The sequence below is a fragment of the Arthrobacter sp. NicSoilB4 genome (assembly GCF_019977335.1).
Lineage (GTDB): Bacteria > Actinomycetota > Actinomycetes > Actinomycetales > Micrococcaceae > Arthrobacter.
This window is the reverse complement of the sequence record NZ_AP024653.1, coordinates 3163375-3183046: the sequence shown is the minus strand read 5'-3', so window position 1 is coordinate 3183046 and position 19672 is coordinate 3163375. Positions and strand designations below refer to the sequence as shown.

14 protein-coding genes are annotated in these 19672 nt (G+C 67.2%); 8 read left to right on the top strand and 6 right to left on the bottom strand.

Annotation, left to right across the window (positions count from 1 at the left end):
* Nucleotides 1–2: 2 nt before the first annotated feature.
* The 3 genes from LDO13_RS14505 to LDO13_RS14495 all read right to left on the bottom strand — a co-directional run bounded on the left by LDO13_RS14505 (nt 3) and on the right by LDO13_RS14495 (nt 5324).
* The gene (locus LDO13_RS14505) at nt 3–2735 is read right to left on the bottom strand and encodes an HAD-IC family P-type ATPase (RefSeq protein WP_224047391.1); all 2733 of its coding nucleotides are present in this window, start codon (nt 2733–2735) and stop codon (nt 3–5) included.
* Between the two features lie 25 nt (nt 2736–2760).
* Complete coding sequence (gene ppk2 / locus LDO13_RS14500) at nt 2761–3606, bottom strand: polyphosphate kinase 2 (RefSeq protein ID WP_224047390.1); 846 nt, start codon at nt 3604–3606, stop codon at nt 2761–2763.
* Nucleotides 3607–3881: 275 nt separating this feature from the next.
* The gene (locus LDO13_RS14495; RefSeq protein ID WP_224047389.1) at nt 3882–5324 is read right to left on the bottom strand and encodes a PucR family transcriptional regulator; all 1443 of its coding nucleotides are present in this window, start codon (nt 5322–5324) and stop codon (nt 3882–3884) included.
* 145 nt (nt 5325–5469) lie between these two features.
* Between LDO13_RS14495 and LDO13_RS14490 the strand changes: the two genes are divergently transcribed.
* Nucleotides 5470–6900: a gamma-aminobutyraldehyde dehydrogenase gene (locus LDO13_RS14490; RefSeq protein ID WP_224047388.1), complete on the top strand. Its 1431-nt coding sequence runs from the start codon at nt 5470–5472 to the stop codon at nt 6898–6900.
* Nucleotides 6901–7009: 109 nt separating this feature from the next.
* Nucleotides 7010–8365, top strand: a complete 1356-nt coding sequence (gabT, locus tag LDO13_RS14485; RefSeq protein WP_224047387.1) for a 4-aminobutyrate--2-oxoglutarate transaminase — start codon at nt 7010–7012, stop codon at nt 8363–8365.
* 118 nt (nt 8366–8483) lie between these two features.
* Here the strand turns inward: gabT and LDO13_RS14480 are convergent, their stop codons facing one another.
* Entirely contained in the window at nt 8484–9278 is a 795-nt protein-coding gene (locus LDO13_RS14480; RefSeq protein WP_224047386.1) for a hypothetical protein, read from the bottom strand.
* A 201-nt stretch (nt 9279–9479) separates the two neighbouring features.
* Between LDO13_RS14480 and LDO13_RS14475 the strand changes: the two genes are divergently transcribed.
* The gene (locus tag LDO13_RS14475; RefSeq protein ID WP_224047385.1) at nt 9480–10352 is read left to right on the top strand and encodes a universal stress protein; all 873 of its coding nucleotides are present in this window, start codon (nt 9480–9482) and stop codon (nt 10350–10352) included.
* Between the two features lie 32 nt (nt 10353–10384).
* Here LDO13_RS14475 and rarD read toward each other — a convergent pair whose 3' ends face one another.
* Nucleotides 10385–11305, bottom strand: coding sequence for an EamA family transporter RarD (gene rarD, locus LDO13_RS14470; protein ID WP_224049796.1), 921 nt, complete (start codon nt 11303–11305; stop codon nt 10385–10387).
* Nucleotides 11306–11595: 290 nt separating this feature from the next.
* Between rarD and LDO13_RS14465 the strand changes: the two genes are divergently transcribed.
* On the top strand, nt 11596–13044 hold the full coding sequence (locus tag LDO13_RS14465) for an FAD-dependent oxidoreductase (RefSeq protein ID WP_224047384.1): 1449 nt from the start codon (nt 11596–11598) through the stop codon (nt 13042–13044).
* Here the strand turns inward: LDO13_RS14465 and LDO13_RS14460 are convergent.
* On the bottom strand, nt 13041–13976 hold the full coding sequence (locus LDO13_RS14460) for a sigma-70 family RNA polymerase sigma factor (RefSeq protein ID WP_224047383.1): 936 nt from the start codon (nt 13974–13976) through the stop codon (nt 13041–13043). The two genes, LDO13_RS14465 and LDO13_RS14460, sit on opposite strands and share 4 nt — an antisense overlap.
* 185 nt (nt 13977–14161) lie before the next feature.
* On the opposite strand from LDO13_RS14460, the gene LDO13_RS14455 reads away from it, so the two are divergent.
* From LDO13_RS14455 to LDO13_RS14440, 4 genes are all read left to right on the top strand, one after another.
* The gene (locus LDO13_RS14455; RefSeq protein ID WP_224047382.1) at nt 14162–15544 is read left to right on the top strand and encodes a GAF domain-containing protein; all 1383 of its coding nucleotides are present in this window, start codon (nt 14162–14164) and stop codon (nt 15542–15544) included.
* Between the two features lie 134 nt (nt 15545–15678).
* Nucleotides 15679–17205: an aldehyde dehydrogenase family protein gene (locus LDO13_RS14450; protein WP_224047381.1), complete on the top strand. Its 1527-nt coding sequence runs from the start codon at nt 15679–15681 to the stop codon at nt 17203–17205.
* Between the two features lie 131 nt (nt 17206–17336).
* Nucleotides 17337–17744 (top strand): DUF779 domain-containing protein, encoded by a 408-nt coding sequence (locus tag LDO13_RS14445; protein ID WP_224047380.1) that lies wholly within the window; start codon nt 17337–17339, stop codon nt 17742–17744.
* 154 nt (nt 17745–17898) lie between these two features.
* Complete coding sequence (locus LDO13_RS14440; protein ID WP_224047379.1) at nt 17899–19503, top strand: amino acid permease; 1605 nt, start codon at nt 17899–17901, stop codon at nt 19501–19503.
* Nucleotides 19504–19672: the final 169 nt, after the last annotated feature.

Sequence of the window (19672 nt, the reverse complement as noted above, 5' to 3'; positions counted from 1 at the left end):
TGTCAGTGCGAGCGCCGGGCCCGCAGGATCATTTTGAACAGCTCGCCGAGGACCAGCAGCACCACGGCCGGAACCAGGCAGGCCAGCCACTGCGCGCCGTTGAGCTGGACGGTGCCGAACAGGTCCTGCAGCACCCGCATCTGGGTGATCAGCATGGAGCCGACGAACGCCCACGCGAACGCCCACAGCAGCTTCGGGTTCGAGATGGTGGACGGGCCGAAAGCGCTCTCCTCGGGGAAGCGCAGGTTGAGGGCCACGGTGATGTTCATCAGCCCCAGGCCCACGATGGCCATGCTCTGGCCGATCTCGAGGGAGCCGTAGGAGGTCTTGCCGATCTCCACGAGGATCAGCGTCGCGGCGGCCATGAACAGCCCGACGATGAAGAGCCGCACCATCATCGACCGCACGATGATCGGTTCGTTGAAGGGCCGGGGCTTGCGGTCCATGATGCCCGGCGTCGCGAGGTCCAGCCCCATCACGGCGCCGATCGGGGCGACGATCGCCATGTGGATCCACAGCACCTGGGCCGGGCTGAGCAGTGCCGTGCCGGCGATCGCGAAGGCGGAGGACCCGATGAACGCGAGGATGAACATAAACAGGTTGGCCACCTGGATCCTGATGAACTTCTGCAGGTTGTCGTACACCAGCCGGCCCTGCTCGACCGCGGACACGATCGTCGCGAAGTTGTCGTCGGCCAGGATCATCTTGGCCGCCCCCTTGGCGACGTCCGTGCCCGTGATGCCCATCGCAATCCCGATGTCGGCCGCCGCGATGGCCGGCGCGTCGTTCACGCCGTCGCCGGTCATCGCGACGACGTGGCCCTTGCGCTTGAGCACCTCGACCAGCCGGACCTTGTGTTCGGGGGCCACCCGGGCGATCACGCCGATGCCGTCGACCTGGCTGTCCGCCTCCGCGTCGCTCATCGCCGCGAACTCGGCACCGGTGACGGCGCGTCCGCGGATGCCCAGTTCGTCGGCGATCGCGGCCGCGGTGATGGCGTGGTCGCCGGTGATCATCCGGACCCGGATGCCGGCGTGCTTGGCTTTGGCGATAGCGGCCACGGCCTCGGCGCGCGGCGGGTCCACCTCGCCGATCAGCGCACAGATCTCCAGGTCCTGCATGAGTGCCATGAGGTCGCCCGAGGGCTGGAACGTCGCCGGGTCGAACTCGCGCTGCGCCAGGGCGAGCACCCGCCGGCCCTGGCTGGCAATGCGCTCGTTCGCGGCGAGCACCTTCGCCCGCATGTCCTCGGTGAGCGGCTCGGCCCGCCCGCCCGGGAACCGCCCGGACGACGATCTGTTGAGCACGACGTCGGGCGCGCCCTTCACGTAGGCGCGGATCACGGGCCTTCCGTCGGCGCCCGGCATCCGGTGGAATGTGGCCATGAACTTGTAGTCGGAGTCGAAGGGTACCGACGCGACACGCGGGTTGTTCCGGCGGAACTCCGCGACGTCCACGCCGCCCTTCTGCGCGAGCACGTACAGCGCCGCCTCCGTGGGGTCTCCGATGACCTCCCCGTCCTGGATGTCGGAGTCATTGCACAGCGCGCACGGGAACATGACGTAGTCCAGGTCCTGCTCGGCGTCGCCGGTGGTCCGCTGGACCTGGCCGTCGAAGCTGTAACCCTCGCCGCTCACGGTGTAGTGGTGCTGCACGGTCACGAACTCACGCACCGTCATCTGGTTCAGGGTGAGCGTGCCGGTCTTGTCCGAGTTGATGGCCGAGGTGGAACCCAGGGTCTCGACGGCGGGCAGGACCTTCATGATGGCGTTCTTCTTGGCCATGTTGACCGAGCCCACGGACAGGATCGTCGTGACGACGGCGGGCAGCGCATCCGGGATGGAGCCGACGGCCAGCGCCACGCCGATCCCGAAGAGCACAGCGAAGGAGTCGCCCGCGGCCAGGCCCATGACCACGATGGCGACGAAGGCGAAGAGCGCCGCGATGATGATGAAGATGGTGAGCCGGTCCACCTGCTTGGTGAGCGGGGTCTTCTCCTCTTTCTGCCCGGACAGCATGTGGGCGATGTGGCCCACCTCCGAGCCCATCCCCGTGGTGGTGACGAGGATTTCGCCGTGGCCCCGCGTCACGTTGGTGTTCATAAACGCCATGTTCACGCGGTCGCCGATGCCGACGTCGTGCCGGCCGATGACGGCGGTGTCCTTCTCGACCGCGACGCTCTCGCCGGTCAGGGCGCCCTCCTCGATCTGCAGTGTCGCCGCCAGGATGACCCTGCCGTCGGCGGGGACGCGGTCGCCGGCGTCGACCACCACAATGTCGCCGGGCACGATCTGCTCGGACGGCACTTCCGCCATCACGCCGTCGCGCCGCACCTTGGCCATCGACTTCATCATCTGCCCCAGGGAAGCTGCTGCCGCTTCGGCCTTGCCTTCCTGGTGGTAGCCCAGCCACGCATTGAACAGCGTCAGGACGGCGAGCCCGATCGCGGTCCCGTATTCCTCGATCAACAGGCTGACCAGCGCGGCGACGACAAGCACGATCTGCATGTAGTCGCGGTAGTGCTTGAAGAACCGCTTCCAGACGGGTTCCTGCTTCGCAGCGGCCAGCGCGTTCGGACCGTACTCCTGCAGCCGCTGCTGCGCCTCGGCGCTGCTTAACCCGCTGGCGGGATCAACGCCCAGCCGCCCTGCGACGTCCCCGGGCGCCAGTGTGTACCAGGCAGCATCCGCGTCGGCCGGGGCCACTCCTGCCGCTGCTCCGGGATTGTCGGTCATGACTTCCTCCTCATCGCGGGGCTGCTCAGAACTGGGTCGGGACGCGCCGCACCGCGAGCGTCGGCTCACGGTAGTTGCCGGCCTTCTGGCGCTTCGGCAGTTCGACGTCGAGCCCCGGGTACGGCTCGTACGGCACCTGGCTGAGCAGGTGGCTGATGATGTTGAGCCGGCCGCGCTTCTTGACGTCGTTGTTCGCGACGAACCAGGGCGCCCAGGCGGTATCGGTCGCCGCGAACATGGCGTCCCTGGCCCGGGAGTAGTCGTACCAGCGCTTGTATGACTTCAGATCCATGGGCGACAGCTTCCAGGTTTTGCGCGGATCGTCCATCCGGCTCTGGAGCCGCCGGGTCTGTTCGTCCGCGCTGACCTCAAGCCAATACTTGAGCAGGATGATGCCCGAGTCGACCATCGCCTTCTCAACCAGCGGAGCCATGTTAAGGAACTTCTGGGTCTGCTCCGGGGTGCAGAACCCCATCACCCGTTCCACGCCCGCACGGTTGTACCAGCTGCGGTCAAAGATGACCACCTCGCCGGCTGCCGGAAAGTGCGCCATGTAGCGCTGGAGATACATCTGGGACTTCTCCCGGTCCGTTGGCGTGGGAAGGGCCACCACCCTGAACACCCGGGGGCTCACCCGTTCGACGATGCGCTTGATGGTGCCGCCCTTGCCGGCCGTGTCGCGGCCCTCGAAGACGATGCAGATCTTGGCTCCGGTGGATTTCACCCACTCCTGCAGCGCGACCAGTTCGCCTTGCAGGATGGCCATCTGCGCCTCGTACTCCTTGCGCGGCATCTTGGTCCTGGGCTGCCCGTCAGGCCCCGTCAGTCCCGCCTGCTCTCTAGCGCGCTTCTTGTTCTTCTTCTTGCCCACGTTCGGCCTCCTAGTCGGGAACTTCCTAGGGCGAATCAGGCAACCGAACTGCGACGCCGATGGGACCGGCACTTTCGTCCGTGAACATGGTGCGGGCGATCGCGGGCACCAATTCCGGGCACTCCTGTGCAGCGTGCTGCCTCTCCCAGTCTCGCCATCGGCTGCGGTCCGGTCTACGGCCCTAAGACCCTAATGGGCAACGCGGAGTCACATCGCGCCCATGTTGGGGCCCGGGATGGGCCGGAAGTGACCTCGCGTTGTCCTTTGGGGGAGGGTCAGCGCGGGTGCCGGGCGCTCAGCCGCTGCACGGCCAGCGCGAGCCACAGTTGCACCCGGTCCGAAGTCTGGGCCGGGTCGTAGCCGGTGAGTTCGGTGATCTGGGCGAGCCGGTAGCGGACGGTGTTCCGGTGCAGCGTCAGCTCTTCGGCCACAGCGGCAACTGACCCGTTGTTGTTCAGGTAGCTCTCCAGCGTGGCCATCAGTTCGGCGCCGTGGGTCGCATCGAAGGTCCGGAGCGGGTTCAGCGATTCGTTCGCCATGTCCGCCAGGGGCACGTCCTCGCTGGCCAGCAGCAGCGACGTCAGGCTCAGCCGCTCCGGTTCGTTCACGGGCAAGCCGTGGCTGGCCGCATCGCGGGCCTCGAAGTAGCTCCAGCGCAGCCCGTTCGGCTTCGTGTACGCTCCGCCGATCCCGATCGTGGCGTGGATGCCGGCCTCGGCCAGGTGGTCGCTGAGGCTCCGGGCCAGCGTGCTGGCGCCGCTGCCGTCGTCGGGGACCACCGCCACGAGATCCTTCCCGACGACGGCGCTCACCGACTTTTCCAGCGGCCGCGGCAGGGAAGACGCCCCCAGCTGCTTGAAGTGCGCGGCGGACTCGGCCAGCAGGACCACGTTCCTCCGGGTGCTGTTGACGCCGATGCCCGCGAGCCGCCGCGTGGCCTCGCTGGGCTCCAGGGTCCCGTGGATCACGTCCTCCAGGACCTGCCCGGCCAGGGCGCGCTGGGACTGGCGCTGCTTGACCATGTTGTTGAGCTCGACGCTGATCAGGTTCTGCGCGTAGCCCACAATCCCCGAGTCCTCGAACGGCTGCTTCACCCAGAGGGTGCACGCGTCGCGGCGGCCGGTGGGAATCGGGAACGACGACCAGCCGTCGGCGCTCGGCGCGGGACTGCCCGTCGCACTGTTGTAAAGCTGGGCCGTGAACTGGGTCAGCACGATCTCGGTCCGCAGCATGGACCCGAGGTGCTTGAGGAGTTCGGCCAGGCCGCCGCCGGTGAGCAGGGCACGGGCCAGGATCTGGTGCCCGGCGATGAGCCGCTCCAGCTTGGTGAAGTGGTCCGCGGACTGGGCGTCCGCGACGAGCTTGCCGATCGCGATGAACGGCGTCTCATAGGGCACCTCGACCACCGGCAGCCCCCAGCGGTTGGCCTCGGCGATCAGGGCCGGCGGCACGGCGTCGTGCGTAAGGCCGATCCCGAAGCCGATCCCCACCGCCCCGGCGCGCTGGACCTGGCGGACGAAGCGGCGCTGTTCCGGGGCGCTCTTGAGCCGCATGCCGGTGGTGAGGACCAGTTCTCCGCCGTTGAGGAACCGCTGAGGGTCCTCCTGCTCCGTCACGGCCACCCAGACAATGTCCTGGTGCCAGGTGGTCTCGGCGAGGCCTGCCTTGGCGAGTTTGAGGGACGGAACCCCCAACAGGGCAGCAAGTGAAATGGCCATGGATTCAGGATAACCGGGGGCTGGTCAAGCGCACTAAAATGTGGCGGCAACGGTGTGCAGGTGACTATTCCCCGGGGTTGACCGGCTGGCATAGGCTCGGAGCAGTCTCATTGGGTCCTTTTCAGCGTGAAAGAGGTTGTACACCGTGGTTCAAACCTTGCAGAACTTCATCAACGGCGAGTTTGTCACCCCCGCCGGAACCGGGGTGCTGGACATCGTCAATCCCACCAACGGCGAGGTCGTTGCCGCCTCTCCGATCTCCGTGCAGTCCGACGTCGACGCCGCCATGACGGCCGCGCAGGACGCCTTCAAAACGTGGAAGCATACGACGCCGGGACAGCGCCAGCTGATGCTGCTCAAGCTCGCCGACGCCGTCGAGGCGAACAGCGACGAACTCGTCGAGGCCCAGCACCGCAACACGGGCCAGGTCCGCTCCCTGATCGCCTCCGAGGAAGTTGCCGCCGGCGCCGACCAGCTGCGCTTCTTCGCGGGCGCCGCCCGCATCATGGAGGGCAAGTCCGCCGGGGAATACTTCGAGGGCCACACCTCCTACGTCCGGCGAGAACCGATCGGCGTCGTCGCGCAGGTTGCACCCTGGAACTACCCGTTCCTCATGGCCATCTGGAAGATCGGCCCCGCCCTCGCCGCGGGCAACACCGTGGTGCTCAAGCCCTCGGACACCACCCCGGAATCCACCCTCGTCCTGGCCCGCCTCGCCGGGGAGATCTTCCCGGCCGGCGTGCTGAACGTCGTCCTGGGCACCGGCGAGACCGGCGCCCTCATGGTGGAGCACAAGGTCCCCGGCCTCGTCTCCATCACCGGTTCTGTCCGGGCCGGCATCGCCGTCGCGTCCGGGGCCGCGAAGGGCCTCAAGCGTGCCCACCTGGAGCTCGGCGGCAAGGCGCCCGCCATCGTGTTCAAGGACGCGGACATCAAGAAGAGCGCCGCGGCCATCGCCGAATTCGCGTTCTTCAACGCCGGCCAGGACTGCACCGCGATCACCCGCGTCCTGGTCCAGGACGAAGTCCACGACGACGTCGTCGCAGCCATGGTGGAACACACCAAGACGCTGCACACCGGTTCGCAGAACGACGAGGACAACTACTTCGGCCCGCTCAACAACGTGAACCACTTCAACGCCGTGACCTCAGTGGTGGAGCACCTTCCGGAGAACTGCAGGATCGAAACCGGCGGCCACCGCGCCGGGGAGAAGGGTTTCTTCTTCGAACCCACGATCATCACCGGGGCCAAGCAGAGCGACGACATCGTGCAGAAGGAAACCTTCGGCCCGGTCATCACGGTGCAGAAGTTCAGCACCGAGGACGAGGCAGTGGAACTGGCCAACGACGTCGACTACGCCCTCGCCTCCAGCGTCTGGACCACCGACCACGGAACGGCCATGCGCGTCAGCCGCGACCTCGACTTCGGCGCCGTGTGGATCAACACCCACATCCTCCTCACCGCCGAGATGCCGCACGGCGGCTTCAAACAGTCCGGCTACGGCAAGGACCTCTCCATGTACGGCGTCGAGGACTACACCCGCATCAAGCACGTCATGAGTGCATTAGACGCATAGCGCTGATGCATAACGCTGTCGCCTGATCCCCACCGGCGCCCCAACCTCGCTCCGCTTCGGCCAGGAACCCTGCCGGCGTGGCCCCCATTCAGTCAAGAAAGGCCCTCCCATGACCACCACCGCCCATGACATCACGTACCGTCTTGAGCAGAAGCGCCGCGTCCAGGCCGATTTCCCGGGCCCCAAGTCAGTCGCCCTGACCGAACGCCGCAAGGCCGTCGTCGCCGCCGGCGTCGCGTCGACCGTCCCCGTTTACGTCGCCGACGCCGACGGCGGCATCATCCACGACGTCGACGGCAACTCCTTCATCGACCTTGGCTCCGGCATTGCCGTGACCAGCGTCGGGGCCTCCGACCCGGCCGTCGTCGGCGCCGTCAAGGAAGCCGTGGAGCACTTCACCCACACCTGCTTCATGGTCACCCCGTACGAAGGCTACGTCGCCGTCGCCGAGCAGCTGAACCGCCTCACCCCGGGCGACCACGAGAAGCGCACGGTGCTGTTCAACTCCGGCGCCGAAGCGGTGGAAAATGCCGTCAAGGTGGCACGCCTGGCCACCGGCCGGGACGCCGTCGTCGCGTTCGACCACGCCTACCACGGCCGCACCAACCTGACCATGGCGCTGACGGCCAAGGCCATGCCCTACAAGACCAACTTCGGCCCGTTCGCGCCCGAGGTCTACCGCATGCCGATGAGCTACCCCTACCGCGAGGAAAACGCGGAGATCACCGGTGCCGAGGCCGCCAAGCGCGCCATCACCATGATCGAGAAACAGCTCGGCGGGGACCAGGTGGCCGCGATCATCATCGAACCCATCCAGGGCGAGGGCGGCTTCATCGTCCCTGCGGAGGGTTTCCTGCCGGCGCTGGCGGCCTGGGCAAAGGACAATGGCGTCGTCTTCATCGCCGACGAGGTCCAGTCCGGTTTCTGCCGCACGGGTGAATGGTTCGCCGTGAACCACGAGGGTGTCGTCCCGGACATCATCACCATGGCCAAGGGCATCGCCGGCGGCATGCCGCTCTCCGCCATCACCGGCCGCGCCGACCTGCTCGACGCCGTCCACCCGGGCGGCCTCGGCGGCACCTACGGCGGCAACCCGGTCGCATGTGCGGCGGCCCTGGCGTCCATCGGCTCGATGGAGCAGTACGGCCTCAACGCCCGCGCCAAGCACATCGAGGAGCTCGCCCTCGGCAAGCTGCGCGAGCTTGCAGCTGAGCTGCCCGTGATCGGCGACGTCCGCGGCCGCGGCGCGATGCTGGCGATTGAACTGGTCCAGGCCGGATCGAAAGAGCCGAACCCGGAGCTGACCAAGGCCGTTGCCGCGGCCTGCCTCAAGGAGGGTGTCATCATCCTCACCTGCGGCACCTACGGCAACGTCATCCGGCTGCTGCCGCCGCTGGTCATCAGCGACGAGCTGCTCCTCGACGGCCTCCAGGTCCTGGCCGCGGCCATCAAAGCCAACGCCTGAGCCATCCAGGCACCGAGGATCCGCCAGGGATTCCGGGATAGCCAGCAGGGCCGCGGACCTATGGTCCGCGGCCCTGCTGCGTTAATTCGCGCTGCAGGTTGATCGGGGTACCGCGGGGCTACTCCCAGGAGGTGGCGTCCAGCTGGACCGCGACGACGAACAGGTGCTGGCCGCGCTCGATCTTCTCGACTTCGTACACGCGCACCTTCGTCTCCGGCACCGTTTCCACCGGCCGGCCGACCCCGATTCCGTAGCTCACCACCCCTTCGAAATCCCCGGCCGGGGCGTAGCTGGTGAGGGCCTGGTAGCCGATGGAAGGGGCGGGAGCGCTGGTGACGGTACTGGCCGTGCCGTCAGCTGTGTGCGCCTGGGCTCCGCGGAACTCGACCCTGAGGATGGCGCCGGCCCCGTGCATCGGAACCGGCAGGCCGCTGCCGTCGGCGATCAGTTCGGGCACGAATTCAAGGTGGTAGCCCGGGAATCCTCCCTGGAACCGGAAGCTTAGCTGGTCATAGGGCGGAGCCTCCGCGGGGTGCGTCCCCGCTCCGATGGCGTACAGCGCGGGCAGGGGAGCGGCCGGAGGCGGAGAGGTGGGTGCGGGGTTCTTATGCGCGGCCTTGAACGGCCGGCCGGGGCCGGGCCAGGACCAGTCCAACGCGGTCCTCGAAGAGACCACCGTGTCGCCCGGTTGCGGTGGAGCCGTTTCGTCCGAGTCCGCCGGGACGGTGACGGAAGCCGACGGAGCCGCCGTCGCGGTGGCAGGGGCGGACGGGGCAGCGGGCCGGCCGGTTCCACCGGGCTGGGCTGCGGGCGGGGTGCAGGCCACGAGGACCAGCAGGAGGGCCAACAGCCACGGGAGGATGTTCCATGCCCTGGTGGGCCGCCGGGTCTTCCCCGTGGTGATCGCGCCCACGATGAGCTCCCCTCGACCCTTCCACCCTAGGAGGGGATGGTTGCCCGGCTCAGGGCCGAAAGTCACGGACTATTCAGGCCATTTCCGCGTCCCGCTGGGCTAGAGTCGTTCCTACCACTGCAGGAACGCAGACCGGCCGACGTCGCCCGGAATCCCCGGAACAAGGCTGGCTTCTGCCACAGACCCATAAGGGGTTCATACATGCGATACGTAGTTGGCTATACCCCCAGCGACCGCGGCGCCGACGCCGTTGCACTGGCCTCCGCCATGGCCCGGGCCCAGGGCGCGCACCTTGACCTGGTCTACGTAGTGGACCGGCGAACGCCCTACGTCGCGATGAACCCGGAGGGAAACCGTGTCAGCGCCGCGGAGCAGAAGGTGCTCACCGCGGAACGGGAGGGCATGGCCCTCGTCCCGAAGGACATCGAGGCCCGGTTCCACGTCCGCCAGGCAGACTCGCACGCCGCCGGCCTCATCGATGCCGCCGTTGAATACAAGGCCGGCCTGATCGTGGTGGGCGCCGCCAGCGCCGGGCTGTTCAAGCGCTACACGATCGGAAGCGCGGCCAACGCCCTCCTGCATGCATCGCCCGTTCCGGTGGCGCTGGCCCCCCGGGGTTACCGGCACACGGAGCCGATGACGCGGATGACTCTCGCAGTGGGCGAGCGCACGGGCGCGGAGGCGGCGATCGACGTCGCGGTTGAAGCCGCCGAACGCCACGGTGTCCCCCTGCGGCTGGTCTCGCTGGTGGAACTTGACGCCGAAGGGGACAGCGGCGAAAACATCAACGCGGCCCACATCCACGCCAATACCGTCCTGACGGCGGCCGCCCACCGGCTGCCGGCCGGCCACCAGGTCACGGTGGAAGTTGCCCACGGGCGCACCATTGAGGAAGCGATCGATGACCTCGAATGGGACGAGGGCGAGATCATGATCGTGGGCTCGTCGCGCCTAGCGGAGAAAAACAAATTGTTCATCGGCAGGACGGCCAACAAGGTGCTCCTTGCCCTGCCGGTGCCCATGGTGGTGGTCCCGCGCGACTACGAGCGGTTCGATAGCAGCCCCGAGGACTGACGGCGTCGTGCCGTTCCGCCGCCTGGACTGATTCAGGCGGCGGAGCGGGCCAGCCTGCGCGTAACGGAGTTCTTCCTCGTCGTGAGCAGCATGTCCACGGTGAGCACCAGCAGCGCCAGCCAGACGACGCCGAAGCCGATCCAGCGGTCTGTCGTCATGGGCTCGTGGAACACGGCCAGCGCCACGATGAACTGCAGCACGGGTGCGAAGTACTGCAGCAGGCCGATCGTTGTCATCGGCAGCCGCCGGGCTGAGGCGCCGAAGAACAGCAGCGGCACGGCGGTGATGATGCCGGAGGCCGCGAGGAGCCAGAAATGCGCGGCGCCGTTGACGGTCAGCGTCGCAGAACCGCTGAGTGCCAGGACGATCATCGTGGCGCCGGCCACCGGCGCCAGCACGATCGTTTCGACGGTGAGGCTGGTGGCCGCATCGGCACGCGGGCCGACTCGCTTCTTGACGAAACCGTAGAGGCCGAAGCTCAGTGCCAGGGTCAACGCGATCCACGGCAGTTTGCCATAGGAAACAGTCAGGACACCCACGGCAATGAAGCCGATTCCGACGGCGGCCCACTGCAAAGGGCGCAGTTTCTCCTTCAGCACCACCACACCCAGCAGGACCGAGACGAGCGGGTTGATGAAGTAGCCCAGTGAGGCCTCCACAGCTTGCCCGGTGGTAACGCCATAGACGTAGGTCAGCCAGTTCACGGCGATCAGGACCGCGGCGATGATCAGCGGGAAGATGACCGTGCGGTTCCGGAAGGCGGCTCCCAGCACGCGCCAGGAGCGGGTGACGGTGATCAGCAGGACGCAGAAAATGAGCGACCACAGCACCCGGTTGGCCACAATTTCGACTGCCCCGGCCGGTTGCAGCAGGAAGAAGTAGAGGGGCATCAGCCCCCACAGGCCGTACGCGCCGATCCCGAAGATGATGCCCGCAGTCGTGTCCGTGTCCACTGCCTTGAGGGCGGCCGGCGGACGCTTCGACGGGCTTCCGCCCGGGGACCCGCCACGCGGGGACGTCAGCGTGGCGGGGGAGTGGGATCCGTCGGGGGTAGGCACAAGATCAATAACACCACCCGCGGGGCGCCTATTCCTGCCTTTGGAATCCACTGTGCCCTGCGCCGGGGCGCGGTTCCCTGCGATGTCGGTCACCGGCGCGCCCACACGCTGATGCGGACATTTAGAATAGGGGGATTGTGCGCTGCTTGAACTGGCGCAGCCGCTAAGACTCAGAAGGGCTCCCGGTGTCCAACTCGGCCGAAACCTCGCCTCAAAGAACGTCCCAACGTCCGCTCCGCGTCGCGATTGTCGGCGCCGGACCGGCAGGCGTCTACGCCGCGGACATCCTGACCAAGTCCAACGAAGTCAAGGACGGCGACTTCGAGGTCAGCATCGACCTCTTCGAGGCGTACCCGGCCCCCTACGGCCTCATCCGCTACGGCGTCGCCCCGGACCACCCGCGGATCAAGGGGATCGTCAACGCGCTGCACAAGGTCCTGGACCGCGGCGACATCCGCTTCCTCGGCAACGTTACTTACGGGCGCGACCTGACACTGCATGACTTCCGCGCCTTCTACGACGCCGTGATCTTCTCCACCGGCGCAATCAACGACGCCGAGCTGGACATCCCCGGCGTCGGGCTCGAGGGCTCCTTCGGCGGGGCAGACTTCGTCTCCTGGTACGACGGGCACCCCGACGTGCCCCGTGACTGGCCGCTGGAGGCGAAGGAGATCGCGGTGATCGGCAACGGCAACGTGGCCCTCGACGTGGCCAGGATGCTGGTCAAGCATGCCGACGACCTGCTGGTGACGGAAATCCCGGACAACGTCTACCGGGCGCTGAAGAATTCCCCGGTCACGGACGTGCACGTTTTTGGCCGCCGGGGCCCGGCCCAGGTCAAGTTCACGCCGCTCGAACTGCGTGAACTCTCCCACGCCCGGGACGTCGACATCGTCCTCTATCCGGAGGACTTCGAGTTCGACGAGGCCTCGGACGAGGCCATCCGCAGCAACAACCAGATCCGCACCATGGTCAACACCCTGACCAACTGGCTCGTCGAGGAACACGCCGAGGCCGAGGAACCGTCCTCCCGCCGGCTGCACCTGCACTTCCTGCACAGCCCCGTGGAAATCCACGACGATGCTGCCCATCCCGGTAAAGTCACCGGCATCAAATTCGAGCGCATGCAGCTGGACGGCACCGGCAACGTCAAGGGCACCGGGGAGTTCCTCGAGTACCCGGTCCAGGCCGTCTACCGGGCGATCGGCTACCACGGCTCGCCGTTGGACGAACTGGAATACGATGCCCGCCGCGGCGTCATTCCCAACGAGGGCGGGCGTGTGCTCGACGCCGACGGCAATCCCGTCCCCGGCATCTACGCAACAGGCTGGATCAAGCGCGGCCCCGTGGGCCTGATCGGCCACACCAAGGGCGACGCGCTGGAGACCATCGGCTTCCTGCTCGAGGACCGGCTCAGTCTCCCCCCGGCGCAGAACCCCGATCCGCAGGCGATCATCGACCTCCTCGACGAGCGCGGGATCGAATACACCACATGGGAAGGCTGGAACAGGCTCGACGCCCACGAACTGGCCCTCGGCGCGGAGTGGTCCGCTGCCGCGGAGGCCAACGGCATTGTGCGGGAACGCATCAAGGTGGTTCCCCGCGAGGACATGGTGCAGATCTCCCGCGACTAGTTCTCCAGCGTGCCGGTCCCCGGGTACTCGATGCGGAGCCCGGCAAGCACCGCAGGGTCGGCCAGTAGATCGATCCTGATGACCTTGCCCCCGAGCACCGAGAACCTGAACACGACGCGCGGCTTCTCCCCGGGCGCCCACACGGCTCCCGCGGCACCGTCGACCATGGCAAGCCGGGCCGTCTTGGCGCGGCCGGAGAAAGTGCGCGCGACCGCCTGCGCTCCAATGACTTCCGCATCCGCCCCCAGGCCCGCGGCGGCGCCGTCGGCGCGGAGGACGACGTCGGGATCCAGCAAAGTGAGCAGCGCCGCAAAGTCTCCCTCCCGGGAGGCCGCCAGGAACGCGTCCACGATTTCCCGCCGGGTGGCTGGCCGTCCGGCGTTGGCGGGCCGGGCCCCGGCGTCGTTTCCAGACGCCCTTCCCTGCACGCGGCGGCGGGCGCGGCTGGCCAGCTGGCGGGCCGCGGCCGGCGACTTCCCCAGCACGGTGGCGATCTCCGCATACGGCACGGCGAACAGGTCATGAAGCACAAAGGCCAGCCGCTCGGCCGGGCCCAGCGTTTCCAGCACCACCAACAGGGCGGTTCCTACGGCGTCCGACAGTTCGGCCTGCTGCTCGGGATCGGCGTCCCCCAGCAGCCGGGGGTCCCGGTCGGCCCCGCCGCTTTCCGGCAGCGGGAAATCCTCCCAGGCCGGCCGTTCGCGCCGGGACCGGGGCGAGCGCAGCATGTCCAGGCAGACCCGCCCCACCACCGTCGTCAGCCAACCGCCGAGGTTCGTGATGGCGGCGGAGTCGGAACGGCTGAGCCGGAGCCACGACTCCTGCACGGCATCCTCGGCATCGCTGGACGAACCAAGCACCCGGTAGGCCACCGCCAGCAGATGCGCGCGATGCGCCTCGAAGCCCTCGGCCAGCAGCTCAAGATCGCTCATGGCTCACTTTCCCGCCTCATGGTCCGCCCGTGCAATGTCCCGTCACAACGCTGACGGCTGCCCGGCCCCGGGTGTGACAGGTCCGCAGCGTCGGACCCCGCTCTGGCGGGCTTCTGAAACGCCAACTAGACTGGCCGGACATGGCTGCCACCGGCATGCCGTCGCGCCCTTGACGTGGGAGTTCAATGAGGAATTTGGTCCATCCGGCTGGCCTGGTCCAAACAGGCGCCGGGGTCACCGCGGAGCAGCGCCAGCACTACGCCAGCGCCGGCCACGAACACCTGGACTCACGGGGGCACGGACTTCCGGACGACCTGCACCTGCCGGGTATCAGCAGCCTGATCCAGGAGTCCTGGCGGCGCTCAGCCGAGCTGCAGGCCAACCCGGACAATCCCGAGGCCCCGCTGGCGATGGACCGCGACGAGCTCGAGGAATACCGGCGGCAGCATCCGCTCGCGGCCATCATGCCGGTCATTCACAAGCTGCTGGTCCTGCCCAGCTATGACAGCGGGATGCTGGTGGCAGTGGGGGATGAGGTGGGCCGGCTGCTCTGGGTCGAAGGCGACGCAGACATGCAGCGCCGGGCTGAAGGCATGATGTTCGTGCCCGGGGCCGACTGGTCCGAGGCCACCGTGGGCACCAGTGCACCCGGAACCGCCTTGGCCCTGGGCCGGGGCATCCAGATCGCCGGTGCCGAACACTACAAACGCTCCGTCCACCCCTGGAGCTGCACCGCCGTTCCCTTCCATGATCCGGATTCCGGCGCGCTCCTGGGGGTAGTGGACATCACCGGAACCGAGTCCGCCGTGGCCCCGCACACCCTGTCGTTGGTCGAGGCAACCGTAGCCGCCGCCCAGGCGCACCTGCGGGTGGAACGGCTGCAGCTCGCCGCGGCCCGCCAGTCCTCGCCGCCCCGGCGCCGCAGCCAGGCTGCACCGCAAGCGGCGCACGCACCGGCCTCAAGCAGCCTGTACCGCAACAGCCTCCAGCTTCTGGGCCGGGACCAGGCGTTGCTCAGCATCGACGGGCGCACAGTGGCGCTTTCCGCCCGGCACAGCGAGATCCTGACGCTGCTCAGCACCCACCCGGAAGGCCTCAACGCCGAGGAACTCTGCACCCTCCTGTACGCGGGCGACGCCTCCACCATGACCCTGCGGGCCGAGATGGTGCGCCTGCGTAAGGTGCTCCAGCAGCTCAATCCGGGTGCTGTTCCGGAGTCCCGCCCCTACCGGCTGCCCTTGGACCTGGTGCCGGACGCAGGGCAGGTTCTGAACTGCCTGCAGCGCGGCGCCCACCGGATTGCCCTGGAGATCTACCGTGGCGCTGTCCTTCCCCGTTCGGAGGCCCCCGGCATCGCCGAACTCCGGAACCGGGTCTCCTCCCTGCTCCGCGAAGCGGTACTGACGGACGGCAGCGCCGAGTCGCTCCTGAGGTATGCCGAGCTTCCGGAGGCGAGGGACGACGTCGAGATCCGGCTCGCGGCCCTGAAGCTGCTGCCGCCGCGTTCGCCCAGGCGGGCCGCGCTCGTGGCCGATCTGGAACGGCTCGAGGCCGAGCTCGGCACCTGATCCGGCTTCTGCCGGCACACGTGACCCGGGTCACTCCGGTTGCAACCTGACTGCAACCTCCTTGCTCCTAGGCTGAACGCAACGGCGGCGCCGACATCTGGCCGCCATCAATCTTGCACAGCAAAGGAGCTGCAATGACTGTCTATGCACAGCCCGGTACCGAGGGCTCGAAGGTCACCTTCAAGGACCGCTACGAGAACTGGATCGGCGGCGAATGGGTCGCCCCGGTCAAGGGCCAGTACTTCGAGAACATCACCCCCGTCACCGGCAAGGTCTTCTGTGAGGTCGCCCGCGGCACCGCCGAGGACATTGAGCTGGCGCTGGACGCCGCCCACAAGGTTGCACCGTCCTGGGGCAAGACCTCGGTGGCCGAGCGCGCAGCCATCCTGAACAAGATCGCCGACCGGATCGACGAGAACCTCGAAATGCTCGCCGTCGCCGAATCCTGGGACAACGGCAAGCCGATCCGCGAAACCCTCAACGCGGACATCCCCCTCGCCGCCGACCACTTCCGCTACTTCGCCTCCGCCGTCCGCGCCCAGGAGGGACGGCTGTCCCAGCTCGACGACGACACCACGGCCTACCACTACCACGAGCCGCTCGGCGTCGTCGGCCAGATCATCCCCTGGAACTTCCCCATCCTGATGGCCGTCTGGAAGCTTGCCCCGGCCCTTGCCGCCGGCAACGCCGTCGTGCTGAAGCCGGCCGAGCAGACCCCGTCCTCGATCATGGTCCTGATGGAGCTCATCGGCGACCTGCTGCCGGCCGGCGTCCTCAACGTGGTCAACGGCTTCGGCGTCGAGGCCGGCAAGCCGCTCGCCTCCAGCCCCCGCATCCGCAAGATCGCCTTCACCGGCGAGACCTCCACCGGCCGCCTGATCAGCCAGTACGCCAGCCAGAACCTGATCCCGGTCACGCTGGAGCTGGGCGGCAAGAGCCCCAACATCTTCTTCAACGACGTCGCGGACAACACTGACGACGCGTTCTACGACAAGGCCCAGGAAGGCTTCACGCTCTTTGCCTTCAACCAGGGTGAAGTGTGCACCTGCCCCTCCCGGGCCTTGATCCAGGAGGACATCTACGATTCCTTTATGGCCGACGCCGTAGCCCGTGTGGAGAAGATCATCCAGGGCAACCCGCTGGACACGGAAACCCAGCTCGGCGCCCAGGCCTCTAACGACCAGCTCGAAAAGATCCTCTCCTACATCGACATCGGAAAGCAGGAGGGCGCCAAGGTGCTCACCGGCGGCGCCCGGGCGGAATTGCCCGGAGACCTGGCCGGCGGCTACTACGTCCAGCCGACCATCTTCGAAGGCCACAACAAGATGCGGATCTTCCAGGAGGAAATCTTCGGCCCGGTGGTGTCCGTGACGCGCTTCAGCGACTACAACGACGCCATGGGCATCGCCAACGACACCCTCTACGGCCTCGGCGCCGGAGTCTGGTCCCGCAACGGCAACGTCGCCTACCGTGCCGGCCGCGAGATCCAGGCCGGCCGCGTGTGGGTGAACAACTACCACGCCTACCCGGCGGGCGCTGCGTTCGGCGGCTACAAGTCCTCCGGCATCGGCCGCGAGAACCACTCGATGATGCTGGACCACTATCAGCAGACCAAGAACCTCCTGGTCAGCTACAACGAGAACAAGCTCGGCTTCTTCTAGGCCGCAACACACCCGGGCGGGGCGGATCAGGACTGGTCCGCCCCGCCCGCACCATTTGTGCACCGACACGGAACGGCACCGGCCCGCAACCGGCCGCGTCGCCCTGCGGCTCCTAGGAAGGAAAGACGCTGATGCATAACGCAAAGCTTCATGCGGCGGTGACCCGCCCCGGCGAGGATTTCTCCCGGGTGGCGCTCACCGCGGAGGCGGTGGCACTGCTGCGCAAGCTCTGGCTGCAGCACGGACCCCTGATGTTTCATCAGTCCGGCGGCTGCTGCGACGGGTCCTCGCCCATGTGCTACCCGGCAGGGGAGTTCATCACCGGGGACTCGGACGTTCAGCTGGGCCTGTTCGACATTTCCGACGGCCTGCAGCCACAGCCGATTGACTTCTGGATGTCGAAGGAACAATTCAATTACTGGAGCCACACCCACCTCACCGTAGACGTGGTTCCGGGACGGGGGAGCGGTTTCTCGGTGGAAGCTCCCGAGGGAAAGCGGTTCCTGATCCGGTCCACGCTGATGGATTGGCCGGTCTGAAACGGCGCCGGAAAAGCGCGGGCGGGCTGTGCGGGGGAACCTGCGCAGCCCGCTTTTGTGTCTCACTATGTGGGACAAATCTGGCCGTCCAGTGGATGGACACTACGATAGATAGGTCTGTTTCCAACAAGTTACCGAGATTGTGGACTTTCCTATGAACTTATTCCGGACCAAATCGATCGAGCAGTCCATGTCGGACGCCGATGAACCCGGACGCAAGCTGAAGCGCTCGCTCAGCTCCTGGGACTTGATGATCATGGGCGTCGCCGTTGCCGTCGGCGCCGGGATCTTCTCGGTCGGTGCCAAGGCCGCAGCGAACTTCGCCGGCCCGGCCGTGACCCTCTCCTTCGCCATTGCCGCTGTCACGTGTGCGCTGGCGATCATGTGCTACGCCGAGTTCGCCACCGCGATTCCCGTTGCCGGCTCCGCGTACGTCTTTACCTACGCCACCATGGGCGAGCTGCTGGCCTGGATCATCGGGTGGAACCTTATCCTCGAGCTGTTCACCGCCGGTGCTGTGATCGCCAAGTACTGGGGCATCTACCTCAGCAAGGTGTTCGCGTTGATGGGGGTCGACATCCCGCCGTCGATCTCCCTGGGCGGTGTGGACCTGTACTGGGGCGCCTTCCTGATCGTTTCGGTGTTTACGGTGCTGCTGGTGCTGGGGACGAAGCTGTCCGCCCGCGTCGGCAACGTCTTCACGCTGATCAAGATCGCCGTTGTGGTCTTTGTGATCGTGGTGGGCTTCACGTACGTGAAGTTCGAGAACTACGCTCCGTTCGTTCCGACGTCAGTGCCCACCGGCGGCACCGGCGCCGCCGATGTGATGAAGCAGTCCTTCTTTGCCTTCCTCACCGGCGCTGCCCCGGCGCAGTACGGCACGCTGGGCATCTTTGCTGGAGCCGCCCTCGTCTTCTTCGCCTTCATTGGCTTCGACGTCGTGGCCACGTCGGCCGAGGAAGTCAAGAACCCCCAGAAGACGCTGCCCCGCGGCATCTTCGGCGGCCTGGCCGTCGTCACGGTACTCTACATCCTGGTGTCCCTGGCGCTGACCGGCATGGTGTCCTACACCGAGCTTGCCGAGGCCGAGAACCCGACCCTCACCACGGCGTTCGAGGCCGTAGGCAACACCGACGCCGCCAAGATCATCGCCTTCGGCTCCCTCGTGGGCCTGACCACCGTGATCATGGTGCTGCTGATGGGCCTCTCCCGCGTGGTGCTGGCCATGAGCCGCGACGGCCTGCTGCCGCGCTCGCTGTCCAAGACCAGCACCATCCGCGCGACGCCGGTCCGGCTCCAGATCATCTGCGGCGCGGCCGTGGCGGTTGTCGCCGGGCTCACCAACGTGGACCTGCTGGAAGAGATGATCAACATCGGCACGCTCTCCGCATTCGTGACGGTGAGCATCGGCGTCCTGGTGCTGCGGAAGAAGCGCCCGGACCTGAAGCCCGCGTTCCGGGTGCCGTTCGGCAAGGTGCTGCCGATCGCTTCCGCCATCCTGTGCCTGTACCTTATGACGAACCTCGCTGTTGAGACGTGGATCTTCTTCGCCATCTGGCTCGTGATCGGCGTGGCCATCTACTTCTCCTACGGCCAGCGGCACTCCAGACTGAACGAGAAGTTCGCCGAGGCCAAGGCCTCCGTCAACGGCCCCGGCGGCAAGAGCGCCGCCAAGGAACCGGCAGCGGCAAACTCCGCAACCGACTCCGGGGCAGACGCAGACGCCAACGCGAGTTTGGGCACACACCCCCGCTCCTGACCGCAACGCGGGGTCACTTACGGTCCGTACCGCCCCGTCGGACGGACCGTAAGTGACCCCGCGTCGCCATTGCGGCTGGCGTCGCCGCCACTGCCAACCGACGCGCCCGTTGATCCCCGGATCGGCGGGCGCTTTCGTTTGCGCTGACCACCTTCACTGCCACTATCCA